This window comes from Acidimicrobiia bacterium (assembly GCA_041676705.1).
Classification (GTDB): Bacteria; Actinomycetota; Acidimicrobiia; order Acidimicrobiales; family SKKL01; genus Actinomarinicola.
In genome coordinates, this window is the sequence record JBAYRL010000005.1 from 1 (window position 1) to 16,541 (window position 16,541).

General features: G+C 54.5%; 15 protein-coding genes. 12 read left to right on the forward strand and 3 right to left on the reverse strand.

Translation table 11 applies throughout. The features are described from left to right. Positions 1-191 (forward strand): hypothetical protein (locus tag WC184_08745; GenBank protein MFA7477970.1); only part of this gene is annotated, 191 nt, incomplete at its 5' end. On the opposite strand, the gene WC184_08750 is transcribed toward WC184_08745, so the two are convergent. Further along, positions 184-1,113, reverse strand: coding sequence for an FCD domain-containing protein (locus tag WC184_08750; protein ID MFA7477971.1), 930 nt, complete (start codon positions 1,111-1,113; stop codon positions 184-186). The genes WC184_08745 and WC184_08750 overlap by 8 nt on opposite strands. Positions 1,114-1,422: 309 nt before the next feature. Between WC184_08750 and WC184_08755 the strand changes: the two genes are divergently transcribed. The 4 genes from WC184_08755 to WC184_08770 are packed head-to-tail and all read left to right on the forward strand — an operon-like array spanning position 1,423 to position 4,952. Further along, positions 1,423-2,469 (forward strand): phosphotransferase, encoded by a 1,047-nt coding sequence (locus tag WC184_08755; protein MFA7477972.1) that lies wholly within the window; start codon positions 1,423-1,425, stop codon positions 2,467-2,469. Further along, positions 2,466-3,683, forward strand: coding sequence for a hypothetical protein (locus WC184_08760; protein ID MFA7477973.1), 1,218 nt, complete (start codon positions 2,466-2,468; stop codon positions 3,681-3,683). Before WC184_08755 ends, WC184_08760 begins: the two co-directional genes overlap by 4 nt. A 37-nt stretch (positions 3,684-3,720) precedes the next feature. Then, positions 3,721-4,701 carry an SGNH/GDSL hydrolase family protein gene (locus tag WC184_08765; GenBank protein MFA7477974.1) on the forward strand — a complete coding sequence of 327 codons (981 nt, stop codon included), beginning with the start codon at positions 3,721-3,723 and terminating at the stop codon, positions 4,699-4,701. 50 nt (positions 4,702-4,751) lie between these two features. Further along, on the forward strand, positions 4,752-4,952 hold the full coding sequence (locus WC184_08770; GenBank protein MFA7477975.1) for a DUF4236 domain-containing protein: 201 nt from the start codon (positions 4,752-4,754) through the stop codon (positions 4,950-4,952). A 6-nt stretch (positions 4,953-4,958) separates the two neighbouring features. Here the strand turns inward: WC184_08770 and WC184_08775 are convergent, their stop codons facing one another. Continuing rightward, the gene (locus WC184_08775; protein ID MFA7477976.1) at positions 4,959-6,122 is read right to left on the reverse strand and encodes an ROK family protein; all 1,164 of its coding nucleotides are present in this window, start codon (positions 6,120-6,122) and stop codon (positions 4,959-4,961) included. Positions 6,123-6,383: 261 nt separating this feature from the next. On the opposite strand from WC184_08775, the gene WC184_08780 reads away from it, so the two are divergent. From WC184_08780 to WC184_08805, 6 genes are all read left to right on the forward strand, one after another. After that, positions 6,384-8,030, forward strand: coding sequence for an ABC transporter substrate-binding protein (locus WC184_08780; protein ID MFA7477977.1), 1,647 nt, complete (start codon positions 6,384-6,386; stop codon positions 8,028-8,030). A 107-nt stretch (positions 8,031-8,137) separates the two neighbouring features. Then, the gene (locus WC184_08785; GenBank protein ID MFA7477978.1) at positions 8,138-9,082 is read left to right on the forward strand and encodes an ABC transporter permease; all 945 of its coding nucleotides are present in this window, start codon (positions 8,138-8,140) and stop codon (positions 9,080-9,082) included. Next, entirely contained in the window at positions 9,079-11,109 is a 2,031-nt protein-coding gene (locus WC184_08790) for a dipeptide/oligopeptide/nickel ABC transporter permease/ATP-binding protein (GenBank protein MFA7477979.1), read from the forward strand. Before WC184_08785 ends, WC184_08790 begins: the two co-directional genes overlap by 4 nt. After that, the gene (locus tag WC184_08795) at positions 11,106-11,897 is read left to right on the forward strand and encodes an ATP-binding cassette domain-containing protein (protein ID MFA7477980.1); all 792 of its coding nucleotides are present in this window, start codon (positions 11,106-11,108) and stop codon (positions 11,895-11,897) included. The genes WC184_08790 and WC184_08795 overlap by 4 nt, the downstream gene beginning before the upstream one ends. A 57-nt stretch (positions 11,898-11,954) precedes the next feature. Next, on the forward strand, positions 11,955-13,127 hold the full coding sequence (locus WC184_08800; GenBank protein ID MFA7477981.1) for a CaiB/BaiF CoA-transferase family protein: 1,173 nt from the start codon (positions 11,955-11,957) through the stop codon (positions 13,125-13,127). Positions 13,128-13,280: 153 nt separating this feature from the next. Further along, entirely contained in the window at positions 13,281-14,108 is an 828-nt protein-coding gene (locus WC184_08805; protein MFA7477982.1) for a hypothetical protein, read from the forward strand. Between the two features lie 48 nt (positions 14,109-14,156). On the opposite strand, the gene WC184_08810 is transcribed toward WC184_08805, so the two are convergent. Next, positions 14,157-14,969 (reverse strand): neutral zinc metallopeptidase, encoded by an 813-nt coding sequence (locus WC184_08810; protein ID MFA7477983.1) that lies wholly within the window; start codon positions 14,967-14,969, stop codon positions 14,157-14,159. 143 nt (positions 14,970-15,112) lie between these two features. Between WC184_08810 and WC184_08815 the strand changes: the two genes are divergently transcribed. Next, a complete protein-coding gene (locus tag WC184_08815) occupies positions 15,113-16,480 on the forward strand; it encodes an FAD-binding oxidoreductase (GenBank protein MFA7477984.1) in 1,368 nt (455 codons plus the stop codon). The last annotated feature ends 61 nt before the right edge of the window (positions 16,481-16,541 follow it).

The following is a 16,541-nucleotide window of genomic DNA, read 5'->3' on the forward strand; positions in this document are numbered from 1 at the left end:
CCCTCCACAGGGTCCTCGACACGATCTTTATTCATAGCCACAGCAGTGATCCTTTCAAGCCCGCAGCACTCAGCCGCGGACCATCAAGCCACCACCGTTTACACACACCATCGGACAGTCCCAACTACGCCGAGAAGCCAGCTAAGTGGTTAGGCAGCGTGATTTCGAGTCGTCGGAGCGCCATTAAGTAATAGCGCTGACGCGACTGGTAATGGCGTGTTGTTCGGTGGCTGCACGAACAAGCTCGGGTTCACCGGTGGCAATAGCGGCAACAAGCTCACGTTCTATAGAAAGTCGGGCTGAAAGGTAATCCGCCAAGCCTTTACTGGAAACTACCGATTGAAAATGCTCTTCAAGGATTGCCAATAAGCCGCTGTAGAGCTCCTTCAATAACTCATTTTCGCCGAGCTCCAAGATATGCCTCAGTAGACGCCAATTCGCCAAGAAAAACTTCTTCGGCTCTGTCAGGCGTAATTCCATTTCATCCAAAATTGCTTGCAGCGATTCAACGTCTTCCTCAGTCGCGTTAGCGGCCGCATCCAACATAATCTGGTGCTCAAGAGCTTCTCTTACCGCCATTGTGCTCACTACAAATGAAGAATCTTGATCAAGAGAAAGAATCGCTTCGCCAACTTTTAACAAACCTTCGGTGGGTGGTTCATCGGCGTCAGCGGTGGCTTCTGGCAGCAGCAATGAGGCAGCGCCACTAGCACTAAATGGTAAAAGACTTTTAGCAAACTCATGAATTTGGACTCGAAAGACCGGAATAAACTCTTTTAGGTCACTTTGTATTGCATTAAGTCCAGCCGGGGTAAGTTCAATCAACCACGCGCGACCATCTTGTTTAGAAAGTGCTCTGCGAACCAACCCAATAGATTCGAGCCGCGAAAGCATACGGCTGGTGGCCGACTGGGAGAGTCCTAAACCGAACTGAATGTCACTCTGCGGCAAAGTGTGATCAGGTGTCTCGGCCAAGTAAGCCAAGGCTTCGAAGTGCGCCAAGCTGCCGCTACGGCCCCTCTTCAGAGCGCGGTCTAACACGTCGGCGGCGACGTTCAAATTCTTGCGTAGCTCACGCCATGAAGTTAGTGGAGAAGAGTCCGTGTTAGCCATGGAACTCTACAGAGTAAAGATCAAAATAATAAATATCTAGACCTGGGCATCAATATGATCTGAACGGCTTATATGCTCCCGCATGCAACTATCTATGGCCTAAAAGAACTATCTCTAGTCTTAATGACCTACTCAAATAGTCGAAAAGACCTACCTCATTTCTGTCAATAGTTTAGCCGCGTGGGCCAGATGATCTAGGGGCCTGGTTCGCGAGGCCTAACAGCACTGTTTCTTCCACGAAGAAAGTTTTCTCTCGCGGTCCATACCAGAAATCGCTTGCAAAGTGGTTGATGGTGGTAGCTAATATGTATGCGCATGCAAGTATCTTCGGATTTACGGGCGGCTGAGAAGCCCTCGAGTGGAACAGAAAAGATTGGTGGCGAGCTTTCTACGAGCTCGGCCGTCAACCTGCCTGTCCCTCCAAACCCGGGATCCGAAAATGAGTTGGATGGTTGGGCCACATATCTACAAGCGCTCAACTTGCTCGATGATAATCCAACTCAAGGCATGTTTTTAAGCGTTGGTGATTCAGGCCGAGTAATTGCAATAGACGACGTGGTGATTAAAAGAGCTTGCCGTCTACTTGATACCGGTAGTGATTGGTTGGCTAACCCATACCGCACGGCGGCTGAAGGTAAAGCTTTGCTTCGCGTAGCAACTACCTATCCCAAACTTGTTCCGAAGGTTCTCATCATCGACGAAGCCAACGCCGTATTGGTTTTGGAAAAAGCTTCAGGCGTTACCTTAAAGTCACAAATATTCGCCGGTGCATTCGAATCTTCGAGCATTGCCGCCACCGTTTCTGCCCTTGAAGCGGTTCATTCATTGCCCGCCGAACGCTTAGATGGCGTTGAGCGGTTCATGACACTGCGCCTCTCCCCGTACTATCTGCGTACCACAACGGTTAAACCCGAATATGCAGACCAAATTCATCAAGTCGTAGACCGCCTCCGTGAAACGCAAACTCATTTTGTGCACGGAGATTTTTGTCCGAAAAATATTTTGATCGATGCCGAATCACCAGAACAGGTCACTCTCCTCGATTGGGAAGTGGCACATCTCGGTGACCCAGCATTCGATTACGCATTTTTCTTAACGCACCTCATCGCCAAGCTTCATATCAAAGAAGAGCTTGAAACTGAGATCTCAGCAGCCATTACGTTGTTGCTTGGTTCATACATGCGAACCTTGCGTGGCGACGTAGATTGGTTGACTCAGCTAACTGGGGCCACGATTTTAGCCCGCTGCTGGGGTGCATCACGCCTGGAGTACTTAGACCAAGTCACCCATGGGGCGCTCTCAGATTTGGGCGCTGGCTTGCTCCTAGGTACGGCGAGTTTGGGCGAAATTCTATGAGTACCACCTTGTATGAAAACATTCCCGCGGCACAGTTGGGAATCAAGCGCATCGAAGCCTGGGAGGCCATAGACTCCCGCACAAATCCCACGCTTGGTTGCCGTGTCACGTTGGAAGACGGCTCACTTGGTCGCGCCTTTGTGCCTAGCCACCCGTCAATGGCGTCGCTGACCATGATCGACCTGCGTGACGAACTTGGCCATGAAATGCGAAAGTGTGGCAACCCGGGCATCAGCTGGGCGGTCGAAAGAATCCGTGAGTTCAACGCCAACGTACGCGGGGTAGGTGCTTACGACATCGAACAGCAGCTCGGTGGCCCTTCAAATGTCAGCTTGGCGGTGTCAATGGCAATGGCACAAGCAGTGGCAGTGGCCGCAAACAAGCCGCTTTGGCAAATACTAGATACCTCAAATTCCGCTAGTTTGCCATGCCCCATGGTCACAATCTTTGAGGGTGTAAATGACCTTTCGGCGGCTAAGGCCGTAGACGATTTTCTGGTTGTCCCACTAAAAGCAGCGTCATTTGCTGAAGCCGTCGAAATTATCTGGGAAGTCCGCCGTGTGGCGGCCGAATTGGTGGAAGGGCGTTACGGACGCTTTCCACAAGATTTCACATCGGCTGATGGCAATCTCATCGCATTGAGTGGTGACAGCGAAGAAGCCTTAGAGCTACTGAGCGAAGCCATTGAGATGGTGGATGCCGAAATCGGTATTGCCATCCACATGTCTTCCGACCGCAAACGTCGTGTCGACGAGGTACTACCGGCGCTCGACGCGTGGTGCGCTAAGTATCCGATTGTCGCCGTTGAGGATCCACTCGATGCTAACGACTGGGAAGGTTGGGCCGAATTGTCGCACGGCCTCGGCAAACTACAGCTCATCGGCAACGAAATTTTCGCTACGAACGCCGATCGTGTGAAACGTGCCGCTGATAGCGGCATCGCCAACTCGGTTCTCGTAAAGCCCAAGCGAATCGGCACACTGAGTGGTGCCTACGAAACGCTTTGGTACTCGAAGAGTGTTGGATATCGCACGATCGTGTCGGCCCAGTCAGCCGATTCAGAAGACTCGACAATTGCTGATTTAGCAGTTGGCTGGAACGCTGGACAGATCAAGATTGGGTCGATCATGCGCTCCGAACGTGTGGCCAAATACAATCGGCTGCTTGAAATCGAAGACACCTACGACCTGCCTTATGCAGGTTGGCGCCCATAAAAATCTGTTTGGCCCAACAAGCTATGCTTGAGGCCACATGTGGCTAAACAAACGGCACTGGCCTTGGCAGCGCTTTGGCGTGCTAATCGTTGCTCTACTGGCTGTCTTCGTTAGTGCTTCCTTTGCCTCAACGGCCACCGCTCAAAGCCAAGACAAAATTCCAAATCGGTGGGCGATCCTGGGTGATTCTTATCTTTCGGGCCAAGGGTTTACGCCGCCCGCCATCGACGCTTTTGGACAGCTGGTTCTGGGCTATGAGCCAGACACCAACTCAGCGAACAACAGCTGCTTTCGCGTTTCCACCTCCTGGGGGTTGACGCTGGCACAGCATTTTCAAGCCCAGAGCAAGGATGTGCTTTTCGTGGCCTGTTCCGGTGCTACCACCGCACATGTCACCACTAATCCACAGTTCCCGGCCAGCCCGCCCAATGTCCCCGGCGGACTGCCACAAATTGAAGAGCTCATACGATTTAACGAGCTGAAACCGGTGGATGTTGTTCTGCTCACAATTGGTGGCAACGACGCTGGATTCGTAAATCAAATCACTAGCTGTCTAATGCAAACCACCTGTTCTCCTGCCGATCACCCGGTGTTGTCGCAGGATGTTGACAGTGGTCGAACGGTTTTAGAAGAGCGCCTGGTGGAGGTAGTGCGGCAGATACGCGACGTCGCCCCACAGGCCACGATTCTGGTGGCGGGATACCCGAATATTCTGCCCTTAAGCGGTGTGAGCTGCGACGACGTGGGAAACATGAGCGTCGACAATATTGCTGCACTGCAACAATATTTGAGGGCGATCAACCAAAGTGTGCGTGCTGGGGCTACAAGCGGCGGAGCGCATTATCTCGACGTGTCGAAAGCTCTGAAAGGAATACATCTGTGTTCGCCCACCAGTGCCGGGGTCAACCCGATCGGGGTGCGGGTGTTCTCGGCCATGCACCCCACGGTGATGGGCCACAACGCAATTGCTCGTTATATAGCCCCGGCGGCGGAGGGTGTATTACAAGACGCTTGGTGATCTCGTCGGAAGTAATATGGCAATATCGACCAGTCCGTAGGAGCAAACGAATGGGCTTTTATTTCCGAAAGAGTAAGAAACTCGGTCCGCTTCGGATCAATTTGTCGAAATCCGGAGTTGGAGTTTCCACCGGCGTCAAAGGTTTCCGGGTCAGTACGGGGCCTCGCGGCACTCAAGTCCACGCTGGCCGCGATGGTGTCTATTACCGTAAGAAACTCAATCTGAGAAAGATATTCAAAAGCAGTAAATAACGTTAACTACTTTGCCACCGAAGCTGGCTTAAGTTCATACGATCGGTGGTGCTCGAGGGCAGCATGAACGCCGCCACGGGTCCAAGCTCGTGGCCCTAGCAATGACATGCGTATAGAGCAGCTCTTGGCGACAGTTGGGTCGAGATTGTCGATTATTTGGGCCAATAACGCTGCTTGGTTTCGTTCGTCGGCAACGAGAGCGTGACCGACGACAAAGACCTGAGGATTCAGAATGGTGATCAACCACGCCGACGCAAACGCGACGGCGCGGTTTTGGATTTCGATCACCCTTTGAGCGTGCGGGTCGCCAGCACGAAGGTGGTCGTAAACATCGGCCATCCAATCCACATGCACACCCGAGAGCTCGGTATAGCGCCTCTTGCTAGCGAAACTTCCCACCATCTCGCTAATAGTTAAGGCATCGGGGCCGTCATCGATTTTGCATAAACCGATCATTCCGGCCTGACCGTCAGCGCCGACGTCGGGTTCGCCATTAACCAAAGTGGTTGCAATGTACTCGGGCCCAAGGCTTAGCACCGTGGCGCGCTTTACGCCCTGTGCCGCACCTTCTTGATATTCAGCCTTCGCTGCTACCCGCGCTGCTTCGTGAATTGTCACCGCCAGTTTGGTTCGTTGGTGAAACTTCGATGCTATTGCGGCATTGCTCCAGCCCATATTGGCGTTTGTGACCGTGCCCGCTTCAGCATCCACATAGCCGTGAACGACGATGCCGAGAACACACGTCCGCGGATTTACGTTGTGCTTGTCGAGCAGCTGATCAATATGTGCCCCGGATTGCGCCACGATCTCGTCCACATCCCAGCCCGGGTAAAACTCAATGTTTTGGTCCATTGGTCGACCGAAACCATCGCACAACGATATTTCTGCATAGCGCAGGCCGATAAAGAGCGACACCACTCGTTCTCGATGTGGGTTGTATTCATACAGCAAGGCCGGACGCCCCGGGCCCCTTTGAGCGCCGCGCTCCTCGATTTCTAATAGAACGCCCTCATCGACCAGTTCGGTGAGGATCGTCGCGAGCGCCTGATGCGAGAGAGTGGTGTGTTTGGCCAACTCGGCTCGAGATCGGCGGCCAGAATCACGAACTACCCGAACCACCTCAGCGGCATTAGTGAGTCTTAGGTCGCGACTTCGTCTGATAGCAGGCATTTTACGTTTCGTAGGTTGATTGATGTTTGGGGCTCAGCGGGTGGTGTGGTGCCAGGTGGGCGCGGAGATAGACCGAAATGATCGAGGCAAGCCTAGTGCCACCGGACCGTGCTCTATGCAACCTCGGTTATTCAAGCTTCCTGAAATATTGTAGGCCTTATTTGCCTGGTTAATTGAATGAATTCTTGCCTTAGTCCGCTAATTCTTCTACGGTGTTGAAAAATATGTTCAGCGATAGAACAGATGCAGAGGGGGCATTGCATGGTCAAAGAACCATCACCACCGACAACGTCCGAAGCCAGAGCGGCCCAGAGACCGTGGCGGTACTTATTAGCATTGCTGGCAGCATTCGCGCTCATAGCAGGCACGGCAGCTTGTAGCAGTGACTCAAACGATGACTCGGGCAGTTCAAGTGACAATGGGTCGCCACAAACCACCCAGCCAAGCGACACTGACGACGACTCAGAACCAGTATTTGCCCCATCGGGCACCGTCAAAGTCGGTGTTTCCACCAACGTGCAAACCTATGACCCCCATATGGCTGCCGTGGCTCAGGAGTATTATCTCAATCCTGTTTTTGACACTCTCGTACACTCCGAAACCGATGGCACCTTCGCGCCGGGCTTAGCCGAAGATTGGGAATGGCTCGATCGGACAACCCTTGAATTAACGCTGCGAGAAAACCTTGAATTCAGTGATGGCGCTGCGCTTGATGCGGCGGCCGTGGTGGCAAACATCGAACGTGGTATGGCGATGGAATCCAGTCCTTCAGCCGGTTTCTTCAACAACATAGCGTCGGTAACAGCTACTGATGATCGAACCGTAGAGATCGAGCTGGTTGAACCCACCACCGATATGTTCTCTAACTTGTCACGTTTGCCAGGCATGATGATGTCACCAGCCTCATTCGAGTCGGGTAACCCTGATACTGATCCTGTGGGAGCTGGCGGCTGGGTCTACGACAAGGCTGCGTCAAACCCCGGCGAGGTGGAAGTTTTCCGAGCCAACCCCACATATTGGGACCCATCAAGGGTGAAAGTCGAGGTTTGGGAATTACGAGCCCTGGAACCAGACGCAGCTACTAACGCTCTATTAAGTGGCGAAATCGTCATCGGCGAACTTCGAAGTGAGGCTGACACCGCCACCTTTGAAGAAAGTCCTCAGTTCAACCTGATTTCACGACCCAACGCCAACCTTTGGTACATCCAAATTATGGATACCGACGGCACGTTGCTGGAACCGATGGGCGATGTTCGAGTCCGTCAAGCGCTTTCCTATGCCATCGATCGCGAAGGCTTTAGCGAAGGCTTGCAATTTGGTAATGGCGACCCGCACCCAGGTGTCTGGTTGGAGGGTACTCCATACTACGACGCCTCACTTGAAGACCTGGCTTACGACCCTGACAAGGCGCGGGAGTTGCTCGCCGAAGCAGGGTATGAAGACGGTTTTTCGGTTACATTCCCATCGTTTGGTGCCATTGTTCCGGTGGCTGAGGCCGTACAGCAGATGTGGGCAGAAATTGGCATCGACGTTACCGTCGAGCTGGTCGAACCTGGCACTCTGGCGGCCGTGATGCGCAACGGTAAAACCATCATGACGCCAACTAACGCTCGAGGTTTTACCGCCGAATCACAATATAAAGAACGGATGGCACCCGGCTCTCCGTACGATCCGATTGGCACCGACCGTGGTGAGCTTGCATCACTTGCAAAGAAGGCCATGGAAGCCGAGGAAGTAGAAGACCAAGATAAGGCCTGGACCGAAGTTTTCGCTTATGCCGTCCGTGAAGGCTACGTGATTGTCATTGGTCACTCCATGCCCAAGGTTATTGTCTCCACCGATCTTGATGGTGCAGTCCTACGCCCTGCTGACAACATTCCTCAGCCGTTGGACATTTCGATTAAGTAGAACTTCTCGCTAGACCGTGGTGCTTGTTATACGCAAGCACCACGGAGGCAACGTTCTGGACTTAGAAAAAGTTATAGAAGCCATAAAAGCCATGAAGGTGAACTCCGATGGGCCGTGTGGTTGGAACCCGTTTATTATCACTAATCCCTTTACTTTTGGTCGCGAGTCTTTTCGCCTTCTTGCTAGTGCAGTTGGCGCCGACCGACCCGGCCGTGGTGCGTTTAGGCGAAAACGCCACCGACGAAGCTTACGCTGCTTTTCGTTCTGAAATCGGTGTTGACCGACCGGTGATGGTTCAGTACGTAGAGTGGTTGGGTGGCGCTGTTACCGGTGACTTCGGTGTGTCGTGGCAAAATTCGACACCCGTTGCACAGTTGCTGGTTAAACGTTTACCAGTCACTATTTCCATCACCCTGGGCGCATTACTAGTTGGGTTAGTTATTGGTTTGCCGCTAGGCATTGCGGCCGGTATACGGGCAGGAAAACCGTCGGATTCCGCGATCACGGCCGCGGCCTCATTAGGCCAGGCCATTCCAAACTTCTGGATGGCGCTGCTACTAGTGGCCTACGTGGCCCTAACCACAAAATGGTTCCCGGCCACTGGCTATTCGCCCCTTTCGGAAGGTGTTCTTAGTTGGATGCGAAGCTTGGTGTTGCCCTCGGTGGCCCTTGGCACCACGGCTGCCGCAGCAATTGCACGCCAAACCAGAGCTGGTTTTGTAAGGGTTCTGCATGAGCCCTACATTCGAACCGCTGTTGCTGGCGGTTTGTCGCGGCGACGCATTCTGCTGCGAACGGCCCTAAGAAACGCTTCAATTCCGCTGGTCACAACGGTGGCGGCCTTGGCGTCAGTCTTGCTGGGCGGTTCGGTGATCGTCGAGCAGGTTTTCGCCCTGCCAGGAATGGGTCAGTTGGTCTTAAACGCCATTCGTAACGGTGACATGCCAATAGTTATGGGCTTCATTGTCTTTGCGGCTGCTGCCATGGCTCTCGTACAGCTATTGCTTGATCTCAGCTACGCCGCCTTAGACCCAAGGGTGCGATCGGCATGAAAATCGACACCAAAACCAGCATGAAGCAGCGCTCGATCGTGGTCACCTTGGCCTGGGTGGTGCTCGGTTTCGTGGTACTGATTGCAGCTTTTGGCAGCTGGATCATGCCGCATGACCCCAATGTTGGCAACATTCGCAATACCCTAGCCAGCCCTAACGGTGACTTTTGGCTGGGAACCGACTATCTCGGTCGCGACGTGCTGAGTCGTCTGATCGCTGGTAGCCGTGTGGCCTTGCTGGCGGGTTTAGAAGCTACCGCTGTAGCCCTATTCATAGGGGTGTCGGTTGGCATGGTGGTGGGTTTAGCTGGCGGTTGGACCGATCGTATCGCGATGAGAATAATCGACGGACTGTCGGCGATCCCGGCGCTGGTACTAGCCATTGCCATAATCGCTACTTTGGGTAGCGGTGTAACCCGGTCAATGTTTGCGGCGGGTGTTGCCTACTCAATGGGCCTGGCGCGCTTAGCCCGTGGGCTCACGTTGGCGGAACGCGACGCAGTTTACGTTGATGGTGCCAGGGTGGTTGGGGCACGAACTTGGCGCTTGCTACGGCATCACATTGCCCCCAACATTGTGGGCCCTATCGCCGTGCAGGCAACCTTAGTATTCGCTTCAGCCATCATCATTGAGGCGAGCTTGAGCTATCTCGGATTGGGCGTTCAACCACCCGAAGCGAGCTGGGGAAGCATGCTCGCCAACGCCCAGCGCACGGTTCGCCAAGCACCGTTCCAAGCCATACCACCAGGGCTGGCGTTGGCGGCCACCGTACTGTCAATAAACGTATTAGGTGACGCTTTAGTACGCACCCGCAAAGGTGAATCATTTGCACATCCCACTGGCTATTTAGAACCGGTGTCAGTAGCCAAAAGCACCAATTCCGAGACGCCGACAAGGGCGAATGAGAGCGGAAACGCGAATCTCCTGAATGTTGACGGGCTGTTTGTTCGCTATGGCACCTTCACGGCGGTTAACGGAGCTTCCATCCAAATAGCGCCTGGTGAGGTGGTGGCGCTGGTGGGAGAATCGGGCAGCGGAAAGACTTCTCTGGCTATGGCGATCGCGGGCCTTTTGGCACCGCCGGCACAGGTTGGCGCCAATACTGTTTCCCTTACCAATAGCGGAGATTCGTTAGAACTGATCGGCGCTTCCACCAAAGAAACTCGCAACTGGCGCCACAACATTGGGGTCGTTTTCCAAGAACCATCAGCCAGTTTGAACCCGTTACAAAGTGTTGCTCACCAGCTGCGAGATGTTATTCGAGCGAACCCGCAAACCTCGGCAGCCGCCATGGAAGCCAAAGGCCACGACGAAGACGCTTACATCGAGGAGCTACTTACTGACGTCGGTCTTCGTCGACCAACCGAGGTGATGAAGCTTCGCCCCAACCAATTGTCAGGTGGTATGGCGCAACGCGTGGTAATCGCCATGGCCCTGGCCAAGAACCCTGCGCTTTTGGTGGCTGATGAGCCCACGACGGCCCTCGATGTGACGGTCGAGGCCGAGATCATTCGTCTGTTGCGACGCCTCTGTGAAGAGCGCCATTTTGGCGTGTTACTTGTTACCCACGATCTGGGAGTGGCGGGTGAATTAGCCGACCGAGTTTTGGTGATGTACCAGGGCAACATTGTAGAAACCGGTGCCGTTCAAGAGCTGGCCTTATACCCGAAACACCCATATACCGCAGCACTGATTGCCGCCGTGCCCCAAAACGAACCGGGCCGCAAAATTCTGGTGCCGGAGGAAGACCGCCTTTCGAAACGTGCTGGGATTGCCCCGGAACTGTTGGGCAGCGAAGTCGGTTGTAGCTACCGGCATCGGTGCCCTTACGCCGTCGACGAATGTTACCGAACCGAGCCATTGCTAGGCGTCGCCATTACGCCAGCCAATGATTCGAATCATCTGGCAGCTTGCCACCGCGCAAATGAGTTGAACCTCGAAGGTGCCGACGGGATAGTCGATGCCCGAGAGAAAGTCGTTGTGCAACCAAGTGACGGGGCTGAGCCGAAGGACGAGGCAAACCTATGACCGAGCTAGCCGCGTACGTAAAGGATCTGCGGGTCGAGTTTCCACGTCGACGCAGCATAGGAAACCTTCGGCCTACACCGTTTTTGGCTGTTGATGGTGCTTCAATCGAAATTAAACGAGGTGAAATTACCGGGTTGGTTGGTGAATCGGGTTCCGGTAAGTCGACGCTGGCACGTGCCATCCTCCGCTTAGTTCCATTCAGCGGGGAGATCATGGTTGATGGCGTAGATGTAGCCGCACTTTCCACGGCCGCCACCATTAATTATCGACGTCAGGTACAGGCAGTTTTTCAAGACCCGCTTTCGGCGTTAAACCAGCGCCATTCAGTGTTACAGATAGTGGGCGAACCACTAGAAATCCATTCACGCTTGAATGGGTCCGAGCGTCGAGCGCGGGTAGTCGAACTGCTTGATTCCGTGGGTCTCGACGAGAGTCACCTCGGTCGCACAACCCGTGAACTATCGGGTGGGCAACGACAGCGTGTAGCAATTGCCCGGGCTTTGGCGGTGGAACCCTCGTTGTTGATTCTGGATGAAGCGCTAAGCGCTTTAGACGTGACAACTGCGGCTTCAGTGGCGCGACTGCTCCGGTCGCTGCTTCGGCCCGATTCCGCCATGTTGTTTATCGGGCACGACCTAGCCATGGTTCGCCAACTATGCGACCAGGTCTATGTGATGCGGGCGGGACAGGTGGTGGAGTCAGGGCCAGCTGATGAAGTCTGCGGCAACCCTTCACATGATTACACCAAGCTGCTGATTTCTTCGATTCCCCGTTTAGTAACTAGTTAGCAACGAACGGTCGGCGGTCATGAGTGGGCTGCACAGACCGAGAAATAAGGATTAGATATGAGTGCTCAACCATTAGAAGGTGTCCGTGTTATCGACATGGGCCAGGTGCTGGCTACCCCATTTGCCACCTACTTACTGAATCTGCTGGGTGCTGAGGTGATCAAGATTGAGCCGCCGCAGGGCGATTGGATTAGGAGCGGCAGGCTCTACAGTTTTGCCACTCAGAACGGTGGCAAAGAATCGATTGTGGTGAATATGCGGGCACCGGGTGCGGACGAGGTGGTGCTGCGTTTAATTGAACAAGCCGATGTCTTCACCGATGGTTTTGCCCCCGGCGTGGCTGAAGCTATGGGGTTGGGTTGGGAAGTAGTTAAAACCCGCAACCCAAAGATTGTCTATTCATCGCTTAGCGCTTTCGGTGCCGATGGTCCCTTTGGTGGTCGTGCCGGCTTTGATCATGTGGTGCAAGCGGTGAGTGGCATCATGATGAGCACCGGTTTTCCCGATGGGCCACCTACCAAAGTAGGCGCTCCGTATCTGGATTTCGGTGGTGGGCTGTTGCTGGCCTTTGGTTTGTTAGCAGGGATTATGGAACAGCGCCGCACCGGTGAGGCGGTGCGCGTCGACGCCACGATGTTAGATGCGGGCCTACTCTTCAATGCTGGTGCTTTGGTGGCCACCCAAGATACGGGGCAAAGCCCGCCGCGTGCCGGGAACCAAACCTTTGCAGGCACGGTCGCCTCGGGCGCTTTTGAAACCACCGATGGCTTATTGATGTTGGCGGCGAACAAAGAGCGTCACCAGCGCTTGGTTGAAGAACTGCTAGATCTTGAACCGCTCGATACGTTGAGCCGTGAAGACGGCCGAGACCGTTTGGCAGCTGGCTTTGCTACGAACACAGCAGATTTTTGGGAACAGAAACTAACGGCGCTAGGGGTACCCGCGGCCCGGGTTCGTTCCCTGCACGATGTGACCGAAAGTGGCTATCCAACCGAACGCGGTCTTTTAACGCCGATTCCAGTGGCTGAGCGTGACGAACCATTGCTAGTGCCTTCACTGGGTGTTCGGCTTAATGGTGAAATGCCAGGTCCCCGCTCAAGCCCCCCGGTTTTGGGGCAACACACCGATGAAGTTCTCCGCCGAATGGGTTTTTCAGAAGGTGAGCTTGAGGAACTTACCCGCCAAGGCGTAATTGGGACCGGTGATGAGCCCGTGGTGAGTCGACCGTAAGTCTGGTCGTAGGCCCGCTTGGTCTTTGGTCGGTGCTACCCATCTCTTTTCGTGTTAACGCCCAGGTCAACCGGATGAGGTTTTTTGGGGCCCGCGCGTGACGCCGGGAATTTGTCGGGTAGACAAGAGATAGAGACCAACCGGGAGGAAGTTATGGTGAAGCAGCGTTCACTAGTACTACGCATTTTGGTCGGCACGGTGTTGATCGCAGGCTTTTTGGCGGGCTGCAGTAGCGACGATGATTCAGATGATGCGGCGACGTCGACGACCGAGACGACCGTATCTGATGAGACCAGCAGCACCACCGAAACGACGAACCCTAACGACAACGGCGAGAACGACAATGGCGATGACAACTCGGGGAACAACCAAGCGCAAGCTTGCACGAGCGGTTATGTAGAGCCTCCGTCTGAAGTCGCCCAAGGTACCATCGTTGATGTCGATGGCGACGGAGAAGCCGACCAGGGCTGGGTCGGTATGGGTCCAGACGGCATAGTGGTTGGTATAAATACCGCGGCTGGTGGAGGGGCGTCTGTGCCCTTTGAGTCGGGGAGTCCGGTCGAACGTTCGCTTTTAGCCGTTAACGCCGATGAAGAAGGCCCTGTCGAGCTATTTCTAAGTGATGGTCGCACGGTTTCGCTGTATGCGTTTGTGGATTGTGACATTGTGCCCATCACCAACGAGCAAGGCGAAACGTACCAGTTCAGTTTGGGATTCACCGATTTTGGAACCGGGATCGGCTGTGCCCAGATCGACGGTAAGCAGCAGCTTGTTGGGCTGAATGTCGAATCCACCGATACCGATGGATCGGTCAATTGGAGTCGTACTGTAATTGAACTAGACGGTACAAATGCCCGTAACGGTGCCACCATTACTGGCACGTTCACTTCGCCTGACGATGACGACGCCATTGCGTTGCTCTATGACATCAGCTGTGGCGACCTCACCATGGCCAACGATGGAGTCGTGTTCCACAACTAGTGCGCCACCCGCGCCGCTGCCGCCGCTTGGTGCTTTAGCGCTTAGCGTTTAGGCCCCGGTTTTGCAGCTTGCAGGGTCGGCCGAATCAAAACCTTGGCGGAACCATTGTTCACGTTCCGCCGAGGAACCGTGGGTGAAGGTATCACGGCTGGCGCCCGCGCCTTGGATGGCGTCGTCACCTACGGCGTTGGCAGCACGAATGGCTTCGTTGAAATCGCCGGCTTCTAAGCGACCTTCGGCTTTGGCTGCGCTAGCCCAAGCCCCTGCGAAACAATCGGCCTGTAGTTCTACTCGCACCGACTGAGCGTTTCCACCCGAGCGGCGGTCCATGACGCCTAGAAGGTTTTGTACATGATGGCCGTACTCATGGGCGATGACGTAGGCCATGGCAAAGTCGCCGTCGAAGCCGAGTTCGTGTTCCAAACGTTGGTAGAAACCGAAGTCAATATAAATCTTTTTGTCGGCCGGACAGTAAAAAGGCCCCGCTTCAGGTCGGCCAAGGCCGCAGCCACCAGTTTGGGTGGGGCTGTCGAAGACCACAAAGCCCGGCTCTTCAAAGGTGAAGTTGAGAGAGCTGGCCTCGCCTTCCCAATAATCCGCTAGAAGAGTCATCATCTGGCCACCAAATAGTTCTTGGCCTTCGAGCGTGTTTCCGTGGACGGTTTCTCCTTCTACGGTCACTCCACCGCCTTGTTGTAACTGGCTCAAGACTCCAGCGATATCAGGCGAGCTGCCACCCGACAAGAGGTTGAATACCAGCACCAGGATCATGCCGCCAACGCCTAAACCGCCACCTAAGGCGGCCTTGGTGCCCGCACCGCCACGGCGCACTTCAATATTGCGCGCTTTTACGTCGTTCATCTTCACGAAAATGCAGTTTATAGGCTTCACCTGGGCTTGTAGCGCGAAGTTGCGAGTGGTCACCGAAGCGCAACTTCGTTAATTAACTAGCGTTTGGTGTATAAATTGTAATAACGAACATTATTCAGTGCTAGATTCGCCCTATGCCTGATAACTCGAAGCTGATCAACGAACTGCGCTCAATTGTTGGAGAGGCACACGTGCTCGATGGCGCTCAGGACACTGAGCGACATCGAAGTGACTTCACCGGTCGATTCAAAACCGATCATGCCGTAGTCGTTTTTCCGGCCAATGCCGGCGAGGTGGCCGCAGTGCTGAAACTTTGCAGTGACAAGCAAATAGCGGTTGTTCCCCAAGGGGGAAATTCGAGTCTGGTTGGCGGCGCGGTGGCATTAGCGGGCGAAATCACGCTCTCTACAAATCGCATGGCAGAAGTGGAAAACCTGAACGAGTCGGTAGGTGAAATTACCGTACAATGCGGTGTAAAACTGGCGGGCGTCCACGCCGCTGCAAACGCTGCTGGGTGGGCTTATGCCGTTGATATTCCTAGCCGTGAAATGGCGACCATCGGCGGTAACATTGCCACCAATGCCGCAGGGTTTGGCGTGATCCGCTACGGCCCTACCCGCTCACAAGTACTTGGGGTCGAGCTGGTCACAGGCAACGGCACGGTAATTGATGCTCTCGGTGGATCGTGGCGCAATAACACCGGATTTAACCTGCCGTCGTTAGTAACAGGGAGTGAAGGAACCCTAGGTGTGGTGACCCGAGCTCGGCTGGCTCTCGTTCCGCAACTTGCCCTACGAACCACGGCATTAATTAGGTTCAAACGCCATACCGATGCGGCGAGCGCCGCTGAGACGATTCGTAAGTCTTTGCCCGATGCTGAGGCCATCGAGCTTTTTTTCGACACGGGCCTAGAGCTGGTTTGTTCCACCTTGAACCTCCCACTGCCATTTGGTGAAAGTGAAGGGGGATACGTATTGGTGGAGGTGGCCGCCAATGATGATCCCACTAGTGAATTGGGAGCTGCAGTTGAGGCATTGTCGGGGGTGGTCGACGTGGCCGTGGCCGAAGACGCGGCAGGCCGTGAACGCTTGTGGCGTTACCGCGAATCGTTCAAACAGGCCCTGGGACCTATTGGGCCAGCTCACAGCTTAGATGTTGCCGTGCCGGGTGGAAGGTTGGCCGAATTTATTGAAGCCGTACCTGCAGTCGTGGCCGAAACCACCGCTGATGCCAAAACATGGCTCTTTGGTCATGGTGGTGAAAGTTCGATCCACGTGAACATAACCGGGGTGCCCATGAGCGAACGGGCCGTTGACAACGCAATTTTCGACTTAGTAATGAAGATGGGCGGAACCGTGGTCCCCGAATACGGTGTGGGGCGTACCAACCCGGCCTTAGTTAGTAAGGTCCGTGGCGATGACGATTCGAATTTGATGCGGCAGCTGAAGGCGGTCTTCGATCCGGCAGGAACCCTGAACCCGGCGGTGCTTTTTAGCGCCTAATAGGTTGTGTCTCGCCGGATGGGTGAAATCTCAGTGGCGCAGAATTGGAACCTTTGGACCT

Excerpts from the sequence above, each read along its gene's own strand:
- WC184_08750 (MFA7477971.1), bottom strand. The coding sequence starts at position 1,113 with ATGGCTAACACGGACTCTTCTCCACTAACTTCATGGCGTGAGCTACGC.
- WC184_08755 (MFA7477972.1), top strand. The coding sequence starts at position 1,423 with ATGCGCATGCAAGTATCTTCGGATTTACGGGCGGCTGAGAAGCCCTCG.
- WC184_08760 (MFA7477973.1), top strand. The coding sequence starts at position 2,466 with ATGAGTACCACCTTGTATGAAAACATTCCCGCGGCACAGTTGGGAATC.
- WC184_08765 (MFA7477974.1), top strand. The coding sequence starts at position 3,721 with ATGTGGCTAAACAAACGGCACTGGCCTTGGCAGCGCTTTGGCGTGCTA.
- WC184_08770 (MFA7477975.1), top strand. The coding sequence starts at position 4,752 with ATGGGCTTTTATTTCCGAAAGAGTAAGAAACTCGGTCCGCTTCGGATC.
- WC184_08775 (MFA7477976.1), bottom strand. The coding sequence starts at position 6,122 with ATGCCTGCTATCAGACGAAGTCGCGACCTAAGACTCACTAATGCCGCT.
- WC184_08780 (MFA7477977.1), top strand. The coding sequence starts at position 6,384 with ATGGTCAAAGAACCATCACCACCGACAACGTCCGAAGCCAGAGCGGCC.
- WC184_08785 (MFA7477978.1), top strand. The coding sequence starts at position 8,138 with ATGGGCCGTGTGGTTGGAACCCGTTTATTATCACTAATCCCTTTACTT.
- WC184_08790 (MFA7477979.1), top strand. The coding sequence starts at position 9,079 with ATGAAAATCGACACCAAAACCAGCATGAAGCAGCGCTCGATCGTGGTC.
- WC184_08795 (MFA7477980.1), top strand. The coding sequence starts at position 11,106 with ATGACCGAGCTAGCCGCGTACGTAAAGGATCTGCGGGTCGAGTTTCCA.
- WC184_08800 (MFA7477981.1), top strand. The coding sequence starts at position 11,955 with ATGAGTGCTCAACCATTAGAAGGTGTCCGTGTTATCGACATGGGCCAG.
- WC184_08805 (MFA7477982.1), top strand. The coding sequence starts at position 13,281 with ATGGTGAAGCAGCGTTCACTAGTACTACGCATTTTGGTCGGCACGGTG.
- WC184_08810 (MFA7477983.1), bottom strand. The coding sequence starts at position 14,969 with ATGAACGACGTAAAAGCGCGCAATATTGAAGTGCGCCGTGGCGGTGCG.
- WC184_08815 (MFA7477984.1), top strand. The coding sequence starts at position 15,113 with ATGCCTGATAACTCGAAGCTGATCAACGAACTGCGCTCAATTGTTGGA.